Below are 19,911 nucleotides of genomic sequence, written 5' to 3' on the forward strand. Positions count from 1 at the left end.
ACAAATGAAATATATGCGAGTGAGTATATTTTTGTTGATTTCTATGATGAGTTATCTTTTTTCTCAAGAACAAGAGATTTTAACAAATGCAAAAGTTTCTACGGAAGACCAACATTTTAATATTGTCGTCGATGGCAATAACCGTTTTGCTTTTGCGTTATTACAACATTTAAACAAGCAATATAAAGGAAATATTGTTTGCTCTTCCTATAGTATTGCGTCTGGTTTATCTCGATTAGCTCTTGGGGCAAAAGGGACAACATTAAATCAAATTCGGCAAATTTTAAATTATCCTATGAGTTTCAATCCTCTCATTGGTAGCTTAGATCAGTTTTTTGTTACCATCCCTAAAGAAAAAAATGGATCTCAAGTTTTTTTAGCAAATTCGGTTTGGTTACAAAAAGATGTATCAGTCATCCCTGCTTATCAATATGCCTATAAAAAAAATTTTTTTTCAGAACTTCAAAAAATTAACTTTAAAGAAAACTCTGTTAATAGTTTAAAAGAGATTAATGATTGGACTCTAAAACAGACAAATAATCGCATTCATAATATCGTCAGCCCTCAAGCATTTTCAGAAAATAATCAATTCATTTTGACGACAAGTTTTTATTTAAAAGGGACGTGGGGAAAAATGTTTCCGGTAGGACAAACGACACATAAACCTTTTTATATCAACTCTAGCCAAGTTAGACAAGTAGATATGATGCATACTCTGGGTCAGTATCCAATTTTGATAACGGAAAAATTAACGATGATTGAAATTCCTTATTTAACGCAAGAAGGTACTACTCCTGATTTTTCCCTTGTTATTTTACTTCCTAAAGAGCAGATGGGATGGCAAACAATTCTTGAAGAATTAAATTTAGAAAACTGGAAAAATTGGACTAAAAATTTGATTCCTCAGAGCATCAAGCTTAGTTTGCCTCGTTTTAGAATAGAGCAAAAATTGCAATTAAACTCTGTTTTACAAGCGATGGGAGCCAAAGAGTTATTTACTCCACAAGCTGATTTAACGGGAATCACTAGAGAAAAATTGCAACTTAATCACGCCATTCACAAAACGTTAATTCATGTTGCAGAAGAAGGAAGTGATTCAAAAGCTTGGGGGGTAAATATGGAAGAACCAGAAGATTCTTCACTGCAAGAATTACTGATTGATCATCCTTTCTTTTTTTTGATTATCGAACGATCGACGCATTCTGTTTTGAGCATAGGGCGTGTTTTGCAGCCATAATTTTTTTAAAAAAGGTATCACTATCCTTAAAAAGTTTTATTTATTATGATGAGAGAGATTTACGGTTGGTATAGGTAAGTCAACGATTGCGTCCAATGATAATAAAAAGTTGTAAAGCTCATTGACTTTTTTGAAATGAGAAGAAATTTGATTAATTTCGAATCAGTCTTAAAAGTATCTCAACGGTATTTTTTGTTAATAGAGATATTAATGATTTTACGACCCCATTTTAGGTTTTACCTTTTATTATGGCTCTTCAAGCAATGTTCTATAAAACCTTAGTTTATGGCATCTCGGATGTTGGTCTTGTTAGGCAAAATAATGAAGATTCTTGGGGACAAATTCTAGAAGATCATTTTTTTGTTTTAGCAGATGGAATGGGCGGACACCGTGCCGGCGAAGTTGCTTCAAAGGAAGCTGTCAGCCAACTTTGCGCAAAGTTTAAAGAAAAATTCAGTCGTTGCTCAAAAGATATCAAATCTTCTTTCGAAATGATCAAAGAATCCATTCAGGAAGTCAACTACAACATTTATAAAATGGGCCGCGAACAAGAGATACTTCGTGGAATGGGGACAACATTGTGCTGTGTTTGCCTACATTCGGAAGGGGTGATTTTTGGACACGTAGGAGATAGTCGAATTTATCGATTGAGAGATAACAATTTAAAGCAAATTACTCAAGATCATTCTCTGCTTCGAGAACTTATTGAATTAGGTCAGTTAAGCGAACATCAAGCGTGCGAATTTGCTTATAAAAATATCATCACTAAGGCAATTGGTACAGGACCTTTTGTTGAACCTTCCCTCAAAATAGATTCCATTGAAGTAGGTGATGTTATTTTGATGTGTACAGATGGATTGAGTGATTTATTAAGCATTCAAGACATTCAACAAATTTTATCAGATACTCCTGATGATGAAGTTACCAAAAAATTGGTAAAAGTGGCGAAATCGAGAGGAGGACACGATAACATCACAGTTGTTGTTATTAAAGTTCAGGGAAAATATGAATCGGCGAGTCTATCTTGATTGCAATTCTAGCACCGCGATCGATCCTCGCGTTTTGAAAGTTCTGATCCAAGAACTTCAAGAAGAAGAGGGAAATCCTTCAAGCGTTCATTATCACGGGCAGTTCTGTCGCAAAAAATTAGAAGAAAGTCGTCAAATAATTGCTCGCTTTCTAAAAGTCAAACCACAAGAAATTATTTTCACTTCAGGCGGAACAGAAGGAGCTAATCTTCTTATTAAGGGAGTTCTTCAACATTTTTCTTTGGGGCAGATCATTTCATCAAATGTCGAACATGCCTGCGTTGATGAAGTTTTGAAAAAAATGGAAAAACAAGGACATTCTGTCACGTTCCTTGAAACAGGTTCATGGGGTGCTGTAGATCCACAAAAACTAAAAGAAGCTATTGGATCTCAAACGCGACTCATTACTTTAATGGCTGCTAATAACGAAACAGGCGTAAAAACAGATATAGAAGCTTGTGCTGCGATTGCTCAAGAGGCTCAAATCCCTTTTATTGTAGATGGGGTTGCCTTACTCGGAAAAGAAATGTTTAATATTCCTAAAGGGGTATCAGCCATGTTTTTTAGTGGCCACAAAGTGCATGTCCCTAAAGGAATCGGTTTTTGTTTTGTTCGACAAGGGTTAAAATTAATGCCTCAGATAATAGGAGGGGGCCAAGAGCAAAATCGTCGATCTGGAACAGAGAATTTAGCAGGTATTGTTGCTTTAGCAGAAGGCATTTCTATTTTATCGGAAAGCCAAGAAAAGATTACTAATCAATTACGCTCAAGACGAGATCAATTAGAAAAGGGATTGATCAATCAATTAGATCAGGTGATCATTAATGGCGATGCTCCCCGTATCGCCAACACTTCTAACTTATCATTTGTTGGTATTGATGGAGAAACACTCTTGATGCAGTTAGACATGCAAGGGATTTCTGTGAGTCATGGATCTGCTTGCTCATCAGGAGCTCTTGAACCCTCCCGTGTCCTGTTGAATATGGGTTTTTCTAATAAACGTGCAGGATCTGCGATTCGCTTTTCTGTGGGCCGTATGACAACAGAGGAGGATATTAAACAAACGATTCAAGTTCTTGTTAAAACTATCACGAAATTTAAATCCAATTCTTTTACTTAGACATGTTGAGGCATTGAAACAGGAATTTAGTGTGTTTGATTATCGGAAGGATAAAAAAAAACTTTTTTCTTTCCTTCAGGAACAAGGCCTAACCCCTTCATTAAAGTAAGCTCTATCCAAGCTAGGTCGCTCTGACTATTAATTTGCCATTTTAAATCTTGTTGTTTTTGAAGAGCTTTCTGTTTTTCATTTTGCAAATTGATTAGTTGTTTATTTAGAAGCAAGAAATCATGATTTTTCTTTTTCAAGCCGCTTTCGTACAAAATTGCGCACAAAAGCAAAAAAGCGATGACCCACCAAGAGCGGATAAAAATTTCTCTATAAAAGAAAGTTCGCATCAATGCCTTCAAGAATGATAGTTAATGAACAGAGTTTATTTCTTTTGGAAGAGGTTTGTCAAATGATAAAACTTGCGTTGAGTCACTTTAGTTTCGTTCGTGTCTATTTTTAACCCATCTAGTCCAAGCATATTTAAGTAAAAAAAGTGGGTGTTGAAAAAAATACTTAAAGGTTGCCCAATACGTAATTTGAGTAAGAGGTTTTTTAACTAAAGATTTTGTTTTTAAACCCTCGTTTATCCAGTCTCGATGAGGATTAAATAAGCTAGAAGGAAGTGCATCAATGGAAAAAAAGGCAATATCACTTGTTTCATTTGATAGCTGAGGGGTTCCTTCTCTCAATTTGCAAAGAAAAACAAAAGTCAAGGTTGCTAAACGATTAATTGGTGTATATTCAGCAACCTGCCTCATGACTTTGACCTTCAGATTGGTTTCTTCCCAAATTTCTCTCAAGACAGCATCAAAAGGCTTTTCTCCTATTTCAATTCCACCACCTGGAAGCACCCAAACTGGCACATCTTTTCTTTTAACCAATAAAATTTTTTTTTCAGTTTGATCTAAAACTATTCCTATTGCAGCAGGGAGCATGGGCATACACTTATCTTAGGTAAATAAAAAATGTATATTTTATACTTTTGTTGAAAATATTACTAATTTGAATTGTTGTATTGACAGTTTTCCTCGTGGAATCAGGGAGAAAAGACAGCAAATAAATTTTCCTCTAGCAATATTGCGGTAAGGAGAAGTAACGATAGTATTGACAAAAAGTATTGTTTTTTATAGTCTTTATCATTCATCTGCCCAGATGGTGAAATTGGTAGACACGCCAGATTTAGGTTCTGGTGCCGTAAGGTGTGTAGGTTCGAGTCCTATTCTGGGCATATTACAGGACACTTTTTTAATTAGAAAGTGTCCTTTTTTATTTTAAGCTACTTAAGTAGAATTAAAAATAGCTTTTTGCCTTCAAATTTTCAGTTTTAAAATATAAAATTTAGAGGCTGTCGTTTTTCCGCCCACTTTAGAACTATTAAAGTTTTCCTTTGTCTGACGAGCAAGGCCTAACCTCATGAAAAAATCTTAAAATAATTTATATAAACAAAAATTTTTACAAGGCTGGAACGACAATTTTAGCTTTAGTGTTAAAACTCTATGTCTTGCAAGCATAAAATTTTTATCGTCAACACTTCTTTAAATTTTTCTTTGCCAATAAAATTTTTTTGTATATGTGTATGTTTTATACACCTCTAAAATTTATTTGATTCTAGGCTGAAAAATCATTTGTGCTAAGAATTTTAATTCTTCTAAAAGTTCTAAATCAATTACTCAAACCGTTGTTATTTTCAATTGCGTCATTTTAATAAATTTGTTCCAAAATTCGTTGAATTTAGGAGATAGGATGCCAGATTTATTTCCATTAGACTCTTACACTCCGTATCCCTTAATATTTTCTCCTCAAAATCATGCCAAATCAATGAAATTGCATTCATTTCCACGCGTCAAACGTAGCGCAGCACAAAAATGTGACGGGGCAAAATGGTTACAAAAGGGGAGTCGATGTTCTTTTTTGCACAATGGGGAAATAGCGGAAATTTTAAATAGAAAAGGGACGCTTTGTTAAAGAAAAAATTTATTATAAGATGAGTTTATCACGACAGGGGCATTTGATTACGCTAGGCGAAGCAATAAATTGTGCCAAAACTTTCAATGTCGAGGCCGGCCTATTTCTTCCTGGCTTGACTACATCTTAAAGGTAAATTTATTTTTTTGTTCTCTTCTATTGATGTTGAAGAGAGGTTTTTCAGCATCGATAGTTATATTAATTATTTGATGGATTTTTTCATTTGAACGCGTTATATCAAAGTTTTTTAGAGATTAATTGCTTATAAGGGATTATGGAAGAAATTAAAACAGATATCGTTATTATTGGATCAGGGCCTGCAGGACAAAAAGCTGCGATTCAAGCCGCTAAGTTAGGAAAAAATGTCATTGTAATTGAAAAAGAGCCTGAATTAGGTGGTGCTTGTTTATACTCGGGAACTATTCCCTCTAAAACTTTTAGAGAAGCTGTTGTTGATTTAACCCGCTTCCATGATCGTCATTTTGCAGGAAAAGACTATATTCTTCCGAATGTCACGATTGATGAACTCAATGTTCGCCTTCATACCGTCATTAATGAAGAACGGAACATTATCACGAGGCAATTTAAAAAAAATAGCATTCGTGTTATTCAAGGATCAGCAAGATTTGAAAATCAACACACTTTAATTGTTGTCGATAATGATTTTCGGCTTAAATATCAAATCAAAGCAACAAGTTTTATTATCGCAACAGGCTCTAATCCTCGCAATCCTCCTGATGTTCCATTTGATCAACAAGTAATTTTAGATTCTACTACCTTGCTTGGCATCGGCCGAGTTCCTAAAAGCATGATTGTCTTGGGAGGAGGGATTATTGGATCAGAGTATGCAAGCTTTTTTGCAGCTCTTGGAACAGAAGTCACAGTGATCGATCGAAAAGATCATATGCTTCCTTTGTTAGACGCAGAAATCGGCATTCATTTACAAACAGCTTTGACAGATATCGGATTAAAATTCTTAGGAAAAAAAGAACCTGTAGAAATTTCAAGAGTAGAAGACCACGCTTATGTCAAATTCAAAGATGGTTCTTCTCTAGAAGCAGATGTTTTACTTTATGCATTGGGGCGACTTGCCAACATCGAAGCTTTACACGTCGAAAATACAGGAATCATCGTTGATGCGAAAGGCTATATTCCTGTGAATGCCTTATTCCAAACGGTAATTCCCCATATTTATGCGGTGGGAGACGTCATTGGAGGCCCATGTTTAGCCTCGACAAGTATGGAACAAGGACGTTTGGCTGCTCGCCATGCTTGTGGCGTTCAAACGCATCATTTTCCGACTTTTTATCCTGTGGGAATTTATACTATTCCTGAAATTTCAAGCTGCGGTTATACAGAAGAAGAATTAAAAGCGTGGGGATTTCATTATGAAGTGGGAAGAGCTCATTATTATGAAATTGCCCGTAGCCATATCGCTGGTAGCAATACAGGACTTTTTAAAATTCTTTTTCATGCCGAAACCTTAGAAATTTTAGGGGTTCATGTCATTGGTCGAAATGCCACAGAGGTGATTCACATTGGTCAGATGGGAATCAGTTTTCGAGCCCATATCGATTATTTTATTGATCACGTTTTTAACTATCCGACTTATGCTGAAGGGTATAGAGTAGCTGCATTAAACGGAGTAAATAAAATTAAATTTAAAAAATAATTGAATTTAACTCTTTGATAAACGCATTTGGTTTTTTTATATTTGTTTTTTCTCCTTGAAATTCCACCTATTTACTGGCATCTTAAAACCTCAACGAAAATTAAACTGAACTTCGAATAAAAACTTCAGATTTTGAAGATTAAAGTCTATGAAGGTAGGCCTAAATGAACGATGCAGATAAAACTTCTCAAGAATCTAATCAAAACGATTCAAAAGAAAACATTGTTTATAAAAAGCCAGAATTTATCCTTATTGATGATAGAAAAGGTGGACAAAGTCAAACTCATTATGATTCTGATGGTAATCCTACCAATGATACAGAATCTTTAACATCGCAACGCCCTTTTCCATTACGGTTCCTTTGCTTTTTAGGTGTTGTTTTTTGCCTTGTATTTGGTTTAGGGCTATTAGTAATTGCCAGTTTGGCTACTTTAGGCGCATTGGTTTTTCTTTTACAAAATCAAGAATTGAACCAAAGCGTAGCGACGCTATGGAAATTGTATGTCAATGTTGTCATAGCTGGATTGGGCTGTGTCATTGGCGTGTTTAATCCAGCGATAGGAATTGGATTAATGGCTGTTTATTTCTCTCTTTCTGGCGAGCATTCAAGTAGTGATTTCTTAAAGAATATCCTTAAACGTTTTTTTAAATTAAATTAATATTATCTTAAAAAATTAATTTTTGGGCTTTCCTTTCCATTTTACATTTAAACCAACTTCTTCTCCAAACTTGCTAACTCATTTGGTTTGCCAGATCTTTTTTAGCCTGTTTGGCATTCTATTTGCAATCCCAGGTTAAAAGACATTGATTCGCTACAACGAAATGTATGAAAAATCTATTAGTTAAATTTAAAAATCATTAATTAATAAAATATTTAATATTTTATTAATTAATATTTTAAATATAATAAATAATTATTACTTAATATTAATTATAGTTGATTTTATAATTAATTTATTAAGGGGGATTATGTTAACAGGAGATTATAATCATAGGCCAATTTCTATTCGTTCGCCTGAACTTTCTTCTAATTCAGCAAATCCTAACGCATCTCAAGAATCACAGACCGCTGAAAAAGGTGTTGAACAGGTAGGAAAAGAAGAGAATAAAGAAAAAAAAATAGGAGAAGTGTCGCAGTTTGTTGACACGCATAAAATGCGGCAAAATATTATCAATTTTCAAACAACTTTAAGTGAAATTCTTGTCACTGATATGGAAAATGCTCCTTTATTAGCAAAAGAAATGGCTTTAAATCCCACACAATTTAACACTTTTATCAACACAGCAATTGTTGATATTCCTCTTAGTGAGGCTGCTGCTAAATCTCCCATTAATTATAAAAAAATGCTCAATTCAATCGATTCATATAAGGAAAAATTGGGAGCGAAAAGCGATGAAACAAGGCCTGATTTAAAATTAAATGAAACGTTCTTGTTTTTTTCTATGAATATTATTCGCAATTTTGTTAGCAAAGCCCTAAGAAACAGCTGGGCTCCTTCTACTTTATGGAATTTGGTGGGAAAAAAAATTGGCTTAAAGGACGAAGGAATGAACAAATACGAGTATATTTCACTGATGGTACAAGGATGTGCAAAAGTAAAAGATAATTTGGATGAAATTAAGCGCCGTTTAATCGAGGATGATAGTCCCCATCAATTTGTGCAAGAAATCAGCGGTTTATATATCCATACTGGACTTAACTCTGCTCAAACTTTGATAGAAAGCATAGAAGGGACTTTGAAAATCTTAGAAGAGCAGTTTGCTTATCATGAATCACAAGGAACTCTAGAAGATTTTTTTAATGAAGCTTTTGACGACGGTAATATTTGTTTTGAAGCACGTGCTAGGCATCTGCAAGAATATGCCATCACACAACTCACAGAAAAAGGGGTTGAAATTGCAGATATTAAGCTGATTTTAGATTATACAAAAGAAAGTACATTCGAAAAAATTTTTGAAGAAGAGATAAAGGTCTTTAGAGAAAAGAAAATCCGTGAAGGGAGTTTAAGCAGCGTAGATACCCCAAAAGCAGATGAATTTGAAGATTATTTGGTAGAAGAAAGAAAGATTTATGAAATCGAAGGAAAAGATAGTATGGAAGAAATCCGTCCATTTAGACAAGCAGATGTAGAACGATTAATCGCTTACTTTAGAGACGAAATCATGATTTTAGAATAAAAAAAAGATTGTCTACAAACTTCTTCTTAATCGAGGCTTGTAGACAATAGGGAAATATTTAATTTTTTCCTCCAGCAAACGATTTAAATCGAATTGTGTTTCCTTCCAATTCAAGTTTGATATGGCTATGAGGAGGAATTTTACCTTCCAAGATTGCAGTCGATAACTGATTAATAACTTCTTGCTGAATATACCTTTTTAATGGACGTGCTCCAAAATGAGGATCATATCCTTCTTTGGCTAAGTGTGCCAATGCTTGAGGTGTCCACATTAATTCGACATCTCGATCTTTTAAACGCTTAGCAAGTAAATTCAGTTGAATGACGACAATTTTTTCCATATCATGTTCACGTAGAGGAACAAAAGGAAGAATATCGTCTAAGCGGTTAATAAATTCTGGGCGGAAATGTTTTTTGATTACAGGATCTAAGACCAACATAATTTCGTCTTTAGCAAGGCCTTGTTTGTTTTGCTCCATCTTTTCTAATAAGAGGTCAGATCCAATATTTGATGTCATGATGAAGAGGGCATTTTTACAATTGACTACACGCCCTTTACTATCTGTTAAGCGTCCATCATCGAACACCTGAAGTAAAATATTAAATACATCAGGGTGAGCTTTTTCAATCTCATCAAACAGAACAACGGCATAAGGCCTTCTTCGCAGCGCCTCTGTTAATTGCCCTCCTTCCTCATACCCAATATACCCGGGAGGGGAGCCAATCAATTTAGAAACCGTGTGTTTTTCCATGTATTCAGACATGTCTAGCCGAATCAATGCTTCATCTTGGTTAAACAATTGAAAAGCTAACGCTTTAGCAAGCTCTGTTTTGCCAACGCCTGTCGGACCCAGGAAAAGAAAAACACCCATTGGCCGATTAGGATCACTTAGTCCAGACCTTGAACGACGAATTGCTTCACTCACAGCTGAAACAGCTATTTCTTGACCAACAACTCTTTTTTCAAGTTCGTTTTCAAGATGTAAGAGACGCTCAGCTTCACCCTCTAACATTTTATGAACGGGGATACCCGTCCATTTAGAAACGATTTGAGCAATGAGGGACTCGTCTACTTCTTCCTGCAAAAGTCTATTAGGTTTGTTATTAAGCTGAGTCTGTGCCTCTTCAATCTCTTTTTGTAGTTGAGGGATCAAATTGTAGCGCAGCTCTGCTACACGGTTATAGTCGGCTTTACGTTCTGCAGCTTCTTCTTCAAAACGCAATTTCTCAAGTTTGTCTTTTTTCTCTTTTAAAGATTCGATAATTTTTTTCTCTTGATCCCATTGCTCACGTAAAATTTTCAGTTCTTCCTTGATTTGAGCAATGCGCCCTTCTAATTTTTCTACTTCATTTTTAGCTAGGGGAGTGCTTTCTCGTTTCATCGCTTCTTGTTCCACAATTAGGCCCGCCAGCTCTCGTTCTTTATTGTCGATGGGAAGAGGGCGGCTTCCGAGTTGCATACGAATTAAGCTAGCTGATTCGTCGATCAAATCGATTGCTTTGTCGGGCAGACGACGATCTGTAATGTAGCGAGAAGACAATAACACGGCAGCGTGGATCGCAGACTCTGTGATATGCACCCCATGGTAAATTTCATATCTTTCTCTTAAACCTCTCAAAATTGCAATCGAGTCTTCTATAGTTGGTTCATTAACTAAGACAAGTTGAAAGCGTCTTTCAAGAGCAGCATCCTTTTCAATGTATTTTTGATATTCGTTAAGGGTAGTCGCTCCGATGCAATGTAAAATACCTCTCGCAAGTGCGGGTTTCAATAAATTGGCGGCATCCATCGCTCCATCTGTCGCGCCAGCTCCAATTAAAGTATGCACTTCATCAATAAAAAGGATGATCTGCCCTTCGCTTTTCTCAATGTCTTGTAAAATACCTTTCAGCCTTTCTTCAAATTCTCCTCGGTACTTTGTACCGGCAATTAAACTTCCCATATCCAACGCAAGTAGCTGTTTATTTTTTAAAGAATCGGGAATATCTTGCTGGACTATGCGTTGAGCTAATCCTTCAGCAATCGCTGTTTTACCAACTCCCGGATCTCCAATAAGCATAGGATTATTTTTGGTTCGTCTACACAAAACTTGCATGGTTCGTCTAATTTCTTCATCTCTTCCAATCACAGGGTCGAGCTTACCTTGACGAGCCAGATCTGTGAGATTTTTGCAATATTTTTCTAGAGCTTGTAAATTTGATTCGGAGCTAGGAGAGTCCATATGACGATCACCTCGAATTTTTTTTATTTGTTCTTCCAGCTTTTCTAAAGAGATAGTAGTTTTCTTTTTCCAAGAAGCAAAAGGATCTCCACCATTTTTCCAATAAGAGATTAAAAAATGATCGCTGCTCGTATAAGTATCTTTCCAGCTTTGAGCGATATTTTGAGCATCGACAATGCGACTTTGTAGGCTTCTGGAAGGATTTGGGGCTTGCCCTCCACCCGAGTAAGTTGGTAAATGGTGAATATTGTTTTCAGTCTCTTGAAATAATTTTTGCGGATTTGTCCCCAGCCCATTTAAAAGCGAGTAAAAATATCCTTCTTTATCTTTGAGAAAAGCCCATAGCAGGTGATTTTCAGTAACTTCTGTGTGATTTAAACGTTGTGCTTCTGCAAAAGCGGCTTGAATAGCTTCCGCAACATGATCTGTGAAATTTTGATTCATCTTTCACTCCAATGATTAAGAAAAAAGTTTGATCGCAATCTCATTGTCCAAAAACTAAAGCAAGCGAACAATCACTCGCTCATCTAATCTTTGACTATTAAGTAAATAACTTTACTTAAAAAAAATCCACTCAAATCGCAAAGCCAGTTTTTTTATCGTTTACGAGCTTTCTTTTCTTTAAAAAAATTGTATCATAAAACAAGCTTAAGCAAGTTATTGTTACTAAGGATTGTTTTATTTTAGAATTCAAAGGCATTAGATAAAATAGACATTAAATTTATCGTTGAAATAGAGAGCTTTATTTAGAGATTCAGGTAATTTTACAAAAAAAAGCTCAGCAGTTTTTATCTAGAGGACCACTTACCTAGCAAGTACTTGGTGACTTTTTATGGAAGACGAGCCATAACCACTGGTCATTTTCCAACTCATCGTTCTCATAGTAAGTAACTCGTGTATTTAAATACTCAGGTAAAACTTTGTTAATGAAATCTATAAACGCAGCAGCTATGGCATCTTTACATCAAAGATTCTACAAATTCTATTGAGGCACCTTTTCTCAAAAAGCTTTTCTAACAAATTCCTTTGTTTGTTCATTAATGATTTTAGTTTCATTGTTTTCGCTCCATTGTTTGCCACACTTTAAACAGCAAAAATTTTGCTTTTCCTTTCCTGTATCGCCTTTCTTCTTTACCAAATCGGATCCTCAGTGTGTACATTTCACTGCTTTTCTTCACTTGAATTAGGACAATTAATCTATTCAATTAAATTAGTTTATTAAAATAGCCTTACTTATTTAGCACTACCTATTTTCATCAAATACTTATTCATTTTGTAATTGAGAAAGCAATAAAGCGTTTATTTTATCCAAGTTTTGTGTATTCTTCAAACTCAATTTTTTTACGTTTAAATAATGGGGAGTTTTCCATAAAAGATGAAACTTTCCTTTCTTTACTTTCCGTACACTTAATTCTGCAAAATCAATCCTATGATTAACAATCAAAAACTTACCATCTGGTGAAAGTTGGATCATTGATTGACCAAAAGGAAGAATGAACTGATCAAGCTTTTTCTTCTGATCTAAATTCCATAAGCAAAACTTGGATTTATTTTTGGAAAAAACGCTTTCGTTCATCGAACTTACTAGTTTTTCAATAGTCACCATCCAAAGGCCATTCTGGGATATAACAAAATCAATTAACTTATTTTTAAACTTAATGGTTTGCTTTCTACGCGTTTTTTTGTTCCATATACCAAGGGTTTGTTTATTCTTTTTAAAATAGAAGTTCGATTGTTGAAAATAGAACTTCGATTGACCTAACCAGTTAAAATTAGTGGAGGGTAATTCCGTTGACCACTGAATTAGCTCTTGTATTTGTTGAGTTTCCCAATTAATCTCCCATAAGCTAATTTGTCCTGTTTCAACACTTCTTAAGGCAAGAGTTGTGATGGGAAATAAAGGATCAGAAAAAGTATGTTCAATTTTTTCTTTGCTCAAAAGAAAGGGACAAAAAACAGTAGGTTTTTGTTCTGTGGAATCGACGTCTACTAATTGATCGTATTTTTTGAAATCTATTTCAATTAATTTAAGTTGGTTTTGATAAATAAAGACGAGGTAACGATTATTTTTTGATAAAAAATAACTTAAAAAAGATCCTGTATATGAAGCCTGTATTTCTTCATTTTCAACTTGGGAAATAGTAATTTTGTTTTCGCCATTGCTTTTAGAAGGATACGTTCGAATACAGTATTGAGCATCAGAAGAAAGCTGACAATTCCAATTCAAAATTGGTTTAGAAAAATGTATAGGTAAGTTTTTATACCCAAGATTTTTCCCATTAAAAATTTGGTAACTATATAGTTTATTTTCAATAATTTTAAAAAAGAAGTCTTCTGAGGAATAATGTAAATCATAAGCATAATGCCAAGCAGAGATTGTTTGTTCATTTGTAAAAAAATACATATCGTGAATAGACAGAGGTAATTCTTTTTTACCCACAAAAGTTTTTAAGGGGGTAATAGAAATTTGTTTGATTTTAGGTCGGAAGATAAATTGACTATTGGAAATAAAACCTAAAATTTTACTTCCAAGTATATCATTTGAGTTAAATCGTTCTCTAAACTTTAGTTTAAAATTTTTGTCGCGAATGTGAAAAAAGGTTGCATTATGGTTGTAAACTGTAAAGTAGGCAATTTGTGAGCTATCTGGCAAAAAATGGAGATTTTTTATAGGATGTTCTTCAAAAAACAAAAATTTTTTTTGCTTATTTTTTATATTCCAAAAATATACTTTGCTTTTAACTTTACTATCAATTTTATCAATTCCAGTAAGGATATTTATAATAAGCTGGTTCTCTTGGGGAGTAAATATCATATTGCTTATGAATTTTCCCTTTTCTCCTAATAGCCGCCTTAATGTCTTTTCCTGCTTAATTTCTAAGTCAGGAAGAGAATAAAATTCGATACAGCTTTTCTCTAAAACATATAGGGCAATAATAGAGGTTTTGGGAGCATAGCTACACTCCTGTGCTAAACCTTTTGTTATTTTTTTTCTAACTAGCGTAAGTTGGGGAAGATTTTGTTCACTAAAGTCTATTTGCCAAAGGCAAATTTCTGTTTTCCCATTAGAAAATTCTTCATCATCTTTTACGGCTACACTAATAAGTGTTTTTTCATCTTGAGTAAGGGCCAATAACAAAAAAGAGTCATTATCTCCGATAATCGATTGGCTAATCATTTCTAAGGGTGTGATTTTCCATATTTCAATCCTTGCTTTGTGTGGTGTTTTCCCTCCTTTCCTACTAGTTGCTTTAAAGAGAAATTGACCATTTTGAAAAAACTGGAGAAAATTTTGCTGAGGACTTTCTATTTCCAATAGTTGCTTTTCAACTTCAAAAGTTTCCAGGTTCCAGACATAGAAATTATTTTGATCAACGGAAGCCAAATGCTTGCCATTAGGAGACACAGCCATAGCGAGTACATTTTTTTGATGGTTTAAATAAGGGAGTTGCCCAAACTGGACGTCTTTAAGCTCCGCGCCATCAAGTATAGCGTCCTCCAAGGAGCAAGCGGTAAAATCCGCTCCTTCTAGATTCGCTCCTGAGAAATTAGCTTTATCCAAAATTGCCCGGGTAAGCCTAACACCAGGGGCTTGAATTCCTCTAAAATCAGAGCCAATAAAAGAAAAATTGGTTTTTTTTAAAATCATCAAGGCATTTGCAGCTGCGACCTTTATTTTTATGCAATCTTTCGAGAGCCTAATAATTGTTAAAAGAAAGCGCTGCTCGGCTTTTAATTTTTCAGGGTTTTGCAAATAATGCGTAGCTTCTTGTCTTACCCCAGCCGAACTCTTAAGACTTATATTATAGTTTTCAATAATATCTACTTTATTAATCAGCTGCTTCCATGTCCTACACACTAGCCTAGCTTGCCCTCGATCTAGCGATTCCAAATATTTGAAGATTTCTAACCCAATTTTTATAGCTAAAGGAGAAGGAAATAAAGGATTTTGTTCGTTATCTACAAAAATCGTAGAATTTATGTTAGTAACTATGTTACAGGGAAGCAGCATCGTATAATTCTCCTAAAAAGAGGATGAGAAAAAGTTCTATTTAACTATTGTGAGGGTGATAAACTATACCAAAATAAGACAATTCATTTTTTATTTGATTATTCGTATAATTTAAAGAATTTCTTGTCAAACATTAACAAGAGTTATCTAGGGAGACGGAATCTAAAAGTTTTATTTAAAATTAATTTTTTATATTTGGAAGGACAAAGCTCTAATTTATTTATTTTTTCTTTAGTGATACTTATAATTTTTAAGTTAATTACAAAAAAATCTAATGTTTTTAAATTTAATGTATTTCCTTTAGTAGAAATTTAGTTATGTTTTTGTTATAAGTATTAGCTTTAAATTCTCATAATTATTATAAAAAATAGATTCAATAAATGAGATTAAAATGCAGTATTTTAATTTCTGTTAGATAATTTAAAACACGGTGACATTACTTGGATAGATTACATTCGTAATTTGCATACATCGAATGAAAGAAAACCAAGCTTGTTGAAAAGTGTTGAATAAAACTATTTCTTGCAAAATAAGCTTTAATAAGAAGAAAGGGCATTCATTCTTTAATTAAATGTTAATCATAGAAAAAGAAACAGGTCTCTAAAGGGGAATTAAGTAATGATATACTTTATAATTTCCTCTATTGTTTTTAGTGGCGATTGGACAGAAATTTTTAACTGGTATAATTTAGCAATATTCTTAGGAGTAATAGGAGCGTGTTATATAAAGGCACCTTTTATTAATCAGCACATACTCAAATTTTTAAAAAAATATAACATACAAACTAGTTCAATCATTCAAAAGGATGTTTTATGGTTAATATTTTCTATTCTTATTGATGCTACGGATAACAACGTTTAGTTTACCTCTGTCGGCTATTGTCAAAAAAATGGTAACATGTCGATGATCAGTTAGCTTTGATAATAAGGCTTGAAAAATCGTTGAAAATCTTTGGAAACAAGAAAAAAATCTAATCTAGATACAATGATTGATTTAATGTTAGATTTATAAAGCGAAATCGGACATTACGTAGGTCAATCAATTTCGATCGAAAATGGATTGAAACAAGTTCAAAATGACATCATCCAAAAAGGCTATAAAATTTTTAAGAACCTGATAATTTTCAAAAAAAATCAAAGCAAAACAGAAGAAAAGCAAGAACATGCTCGTTGAGATACATATTAAGGTTGCTTTTGGTGTTACAATGTCTTCATGCGGTTTGTTCTTATGTGTCCTTCCAATTCCGCAAGCTAAGTTATGGAGCGGTGAATTAGCTTTCCCAGGTCTTATGATGGCTGTTGACGCAGGACTTGATTATGCTAAAGAAAAACAAAACAAGAAAAAATAAGTCCTAAATGTTTATTAGGAAATACGCAAATAAATGTTTTTTTTGATCTTTGCGCACATCCTTAGTTCAATTTTAAATAAAATTTTGAATAAAAGTTTTAAATTTAATGCAATTTGGATAATTGTATAAAAAAAATTAAAAATCATAATGGATGGAAAGTCTCTTATTGGGATTTGTTTTTAAGAAAAACAATAATTCAAAAGCTTTCGCATATTCTTAGAAATAATTTTAAATATTTTCATCTAAAACTTTCTTATTTTGCAATTGAGTAAGCAATAAGGTATTTTTTGCATCTAAATTTTGTGTGTTCTTTAAACTTAATCCCTTTACGTTTAAATATTGGGAAGTTTTCCACAAAAGATGAAATTTTCCTTTCTTTACTTTTCGTATACTTAATTCTGCAAAATCACTAGTACTGTGATTAACAATCAAAAAATTACCGCGTGTTGACAGTCGGATCATTGAACGACCAAAAGGAAGAGTGAAATGATCGAGTTTTTTCATTTGTTCTAAATTCCATAAGCGAAACTTGGATTTACCTTCGGAAAGGACGCTATCATGCATTGAACTTACTAGTTTTTCAATAGTCATCATCCAAAGGCCATCCTGGGATACAAGAAAATCAATTAACTCATTTTTCAACTTGATGTTTTCCTCACTAAATGTCTCTTTATTCCATATAGCAAGAGTTCGATTATTCTTTTGAAAATAGAACTTTGATTTTTGAAAACATAACTTCGGTATACCTAACACGCAAAAATTAGGAGAAGGTAATTCCGTGGACCACAGAAACAACCCTTGTAATTGTTGAGTTTCCCAATTAATCTCCCATAAGCTGATATTTCCTGTTTCAACACTCCTTAAGGCAAGAGTTGTAATGGGAAATAAAGGATCAGAAAAAGTATATACAACTTTTTCTTTGCTCAAAAGAAAGAGAGATAAAACAATAAGATTTTGTTCTGTGGTATCGACGTTTACTAATTGATCGTGTTTTTTAAAATCTATTTTAATTAATTTAAGTTGGTTTTGATAAATAAAGACGATGTAACGATTATCTTTTGATAAAAAATAATCTAAAAAAGATCCTGCATATGAAGCCTGTACTTTTTCATTTTCAACTTCAGAAATAGTAATTTTGTTTTTGCCATTGCTTTCAGGAAAATACTTTCGAATACAATATTGAGCATCAAAAGAAAGCTGACAACCCCGCCCCCATGTTAACTCAGAAAAGGATGTTGGTAATTTTTTATACCCAAGTCTTTTCCCATTAAGGGTTTGATAGGTATAGAGCTTATTTTCAGTATTGCTAAAAAAATTGTTTATTGGAGAACCGCGAACGTCACTATTATAATTCCATAAAAAGATTGTTTGCTCATCCGGGGAAAAATACATATCACGAATAGATAGAGGAAGTTCTTTTTTGCCTACAAAAGTTTTTAAAAGAGTAATAGAAATTTGGTTGATTTTAGGTCGGAAGATAAATTGGCCATTGGAAATAAAACTTTGAGCTATAATCCTATACCTATAGCTGAAGTTAGAAAACCGTTCACTAAAATTTAATTTAAAATCTTTGTTACGTATGCAAAAAAAAGTTTCATGTCCTTTGGCTACAAAGTAAGCTATTCGTGAGCTGTCTGGCAAAAATTGGGGGTCTTTTATAGGATGTTCTTCAGAAAATAGTTTCTTTTTTTGCTTATTTTTTATATTCCAAGAATATACTTTGCTTTTAATTTTATCTGTTTTGGTAACAATATTTATAATAAGCTGGTTCTCTTGAGGAGTAAATATCATACTGTTTAGGAATTTTCTCTTTTCTTCTAATGATTTTAATGCCCACTCCTGTTTAATTTCTAAGTTTGGAAGGGTATAAAGTTTAAGACTGTTAGGGAAAGAAGCATTAAAAGCGATAATAATAGCGATAATAGAGGTCTTGGGAGCATAGCTACACTCCTGTGCTGAACCTGTTATTGTTTTTGTCTTGACAGGGATAATTTGAGGAAGATTTTGGTCATTAAAGTCTATTTGCCAAAGGCGAATTTCTGTTTTTTTATCAAAATACAATTCTCCATAAAACCCTTTAACTTTTTTTGTGGTTACAGTAATAAGCGTTTTTCCATCTTGACTAAGGGCCAATAACGAAAAAGAGTCAATATCATCAATAACTAATGAATTGGACATTTCTAGGGGTGTGGTTTTCCATATTTCAATTCTTGCTTTTTGGGGCGCCTTTCCTTCTTTCTTACTAGATGCTTTAAAGAAAAATTGACCATTTTGAAAAAACTGGAGAAAAGTTTGCTGAGTATTTTCTGTTTCCAGTGGAAGAAACTGGGGAAAAGTTTGAGGACTTTTTATTTCCAAGGGCTGCTTTTCAACTTCGAAAGTTTCCAGATTCCAGACATAGAAATTATTTTGATCAACGGAAGCCAAAAGGTTGCCATTAGGAGACACAGCCATAGCGAGTACATTGCTTTGATGGTTTAAATAAGGGAGCTGGCCAAATTGGACGTCTTTAAGTTCCGCACCATCGAGAATAGCGTCCTCCAAGGAGCAGTCAGTAAAGTCCGCCTCTTCTAAATTTGCTCCCAAGAAATTAACCTTATCCAAAATTGTCCGAGCAAGCCTAACACCAGGGGCTTGAATCCCTCTAAAATCAGAGCCAACAAAAGAAAAATTGGTTTTTTTTAAAATCATCAAGGCATTTGCAGCTGCGACCTTTATTTTTATGCAATCTTTCGAGAGCCTAACAATTGTTAAAAGAAAGCGTTGCTCTGCTTTTAATTTTTTAGAGTTTCGCAAATAATGAGTAGCTTCCTGTCTTACCTCGGCCGCATTCATAAGTTTTGTATTATACCTTTCAATAATATGTATTTTATCGATCAGCTGTTTCCATTTTCTGCACACTAGCTTAGCTTGCTCTCGATCTAGCGATTCCAAATATTTGAATATTTTTAACCCAATTTTTGTAGCTAAGGGAGAAGGAAATAAGGGATTTTGTTCGCTATCTACAAAAATCTTAGAATTAATATTAGAATCTATGTTAGAGGGAAGCAGCATCGTATAATTCTCCTAAAAAGAGGGTGAGGAAGGATTTATTCAACTGTTTGCGTGGTATATAAACTAGACTAAATAAGAGTTTTAT

13 protein-coding genes, 1 tRNA gene and 1 pseudogene are annotated in these 19,911 nt (G+C 33.8%); 9 read left to right on the forward strand and 6 right to left on the reverse strand.

What is annotated here, in order from left to right; translation table 11 throughout:
• Window positions 1-4: 4 nt before the first annotated feature.
• The 3 genes from PC_RS03455 (at window position 5) to PC_RS03465 (ending at window position 3,385) form a co-directional block, all read left to right on the forward strand.
• Window positions 5-1,237, forward strand: coding sequence for a serpin family protein (locus PC_RS03455; protein WP_011175269.1), 1,233 nt, complete (start codon window positions 5-7; stop codon window positions 1,235-1,237).
• A gap of 248 nt (window positions 1,238-1,485) precedes the next feature.
• On the forward strand, window positions 1,486-2,265 hold the full coding sequence (locus PC_RS03460) for a Stp1/IreP family PP2C-type Ser/Thr phosphatase (RefSeq protein WP_011175270.1): 780 nt from the start codon (window positions 1,486-1,488) through the stop codon (window positions 2,263-2,265).
• On the forward strand, window positions 2,243-3,385 hold the full coding sequence (locus tag PC_RS03465; protein ID WP_044044874.1) for a cysteine desulfurase family protein: 1,143 nt from the start codon (window positions 2,243-2,245) through the stop codon (window positions 3,383-3,385). Before PC_RS03460 ends, PC_RS03465 begins: the two co-directional genes overlap by 23 nt.
• Window positions 3,386-3,411: 26 nt before the next feature.
• On the opposite strand, the gene PC_RS03470 is transcribed toward PC_RS03465, so the two are convergent.
• Window positions 3,412-3,723: a hypothetical protein gene (locus tag PC_RS03470; RefSeq protein ID WP_044044876.1), complete on the reverse strand. Its 312-nt coding sequence runs from the start codon at window positions 3,721-3,723 to the stop codon at window positions 3,412-3,414.
• An 87-nt stretch (window positions 3,724-3,810) separates the two neighbouring features.
• Window positions 3,811-4,317, reverse strand: coding sequence for an NUDIX hydrolase (locus PC_RS03475; protein ID WP_011175273.1), 507 nt, complete (start codon window positions 4,315-4,317; stop codon window positions 3,811-3,813).
• Window positions 4,318-4,522: 205 nt separating this feature from the next.
• On the opposite strand from PC_RS03475, the gene PC_RS03480 reads away from it, so the two are divergent.
• The 5 genes from PC_RS03480 to PC_RS03500 all read left to right on the forward strand — a co-directional run bounded on the left by PC_RS03480 (window position 4,523) and on the right by PC_RS03500 (window position 9,191).
• Window positions 4,523-4,604: transfer RNA gene (locus PC_RS03480), tRNA-Leu, on the forward strand.
• Window positions 4,605-5,119: 515 nt separating this feature from the next.
• A complete protein-coding gene (locus tag PC_RS03485; RefSeq protein ID WP_044044877.1) occupies window positions 5,120-5,341 on the forward strand; it encodes a hypothetical protein in 222 nt (73 codons plus the stop codon).
• Between the two features lie 274 nt (window positions 5,342-5,615).
• Window positions 5,616-7,013 carry a Si-specific NAD(P)(+) transhydrogenase gene (gene sthA, locus PC_RS03490; RefSeq protein ID WP_011175275.1) on the forward strand — a complete coding sequence of 466 codons (1,398 nt, stop codon included), beginning with the start codon at window positions 5,616-5,618 and terminating at the stop codon, window positions 7,011-7,013.
• 164 nt (window positions 7,014-7,177) lie between these two features.
• Window positions 7,178-7,672: an ABC transporter permease family protein gene (locus PC_RS03495; protein ID WP_011175276.1), complete on the forward strand. Its 495-nt coding sequence runs from the start codon at window positions 7,178-7,180 to the stop codon at window positions 7,670-7,672.
• 310 nt (window positions 7,673-7,982) lie between these two features.
• Entirely contained in the window at window positions 7,983-9,191 is a 1,209-nt protein-coding gene (locus PC_RS03500; protein WP_011175277.1) for a hypothetical protein, read from the forward strand.
• Between the two features lie 58 nt (window positions 9,192-9,249).
• On the opposite strand, the gene PC_RS03505 is transcribed toward PC_RS03500, so the two are convergent.
• The 3 genes and pseudogenes from PC_RS03505 to PC_RS03510 form a co-directional block, all read right to left on the reverse strand.
• On the reverse strand, window positions 9,250-11,856 hold the full coding sequence (locus PC_RS03505; protein ID WP_011175278.1) for an ATP-dependent Clp protease ATP-binding subunit: 2,607 nt from the start codon (window positions 11,854-11,856) through the stop codon (window positions 9,250-9,252).
• Window positions 11,857-12,117: 261 nt separating this feature from the next.
• Window positions 12,118-12,550, reverse strand: a pseudogene (locus tag PC_RS11075) (IS1-like element transposase); the annotation flags it as partial.
• Window positions 12,551-12,676: 126 nt separating this feature from the next.
• Entirely contained in the window at window positions 12,677-15,424 is a 2,748-nt protein-coding gene (locus PC_RS03510) for a pentapeptide repeat-containing protein (RefSeq protein ID WP_011175279.1), read from the reverse strand.
• Window positions 15,425-16,628: 1,204 nt separating this feature from the next.
• On the opposite strand from PC_RS03510, the gene PC_RS03520 reads away from it, so the two are divergent.
• A complete protein-coding gene (locus tag PC_RS03520) occupies window positions 16,629-16,772 on the forward strand; it encodes a hypothetical protein (protein ID WP_181679042.1) in 144 nt (47 codons plus the stop codon).
• A 228-nt stretch (window positions 16,773-17,000) separates the two neighbouring features.
• Here the strand turns inward: PC_RS03520 and PC_RS03525 are convergent, their stop codons facing one another.
• Window positions 17,001-19,826 (reverse strand): pentapeptide repeat-containing protein, encoded by a 2,826-nt coding sequence (locus tag PC_RS03525; protein WP_011175283.1) that lies wholly within the window; start codon window positions 19,824-19,826, stop codon window positions 17,001-17,003.
• Window positions 19,827-19,911: the final 85 nt, after the last annotated feature.

It is taken from the genome of Candidatus Protochlamydia amoebophila UWE25 (genome assembly GCF_000011565.2).
Classification (GTDB): Bacteria; Chlamydiota; Chlamydiia; order Chlamydiales; family Parachlamydiaceae; genus Protochlamydia; species Protochlamydia amoebophila.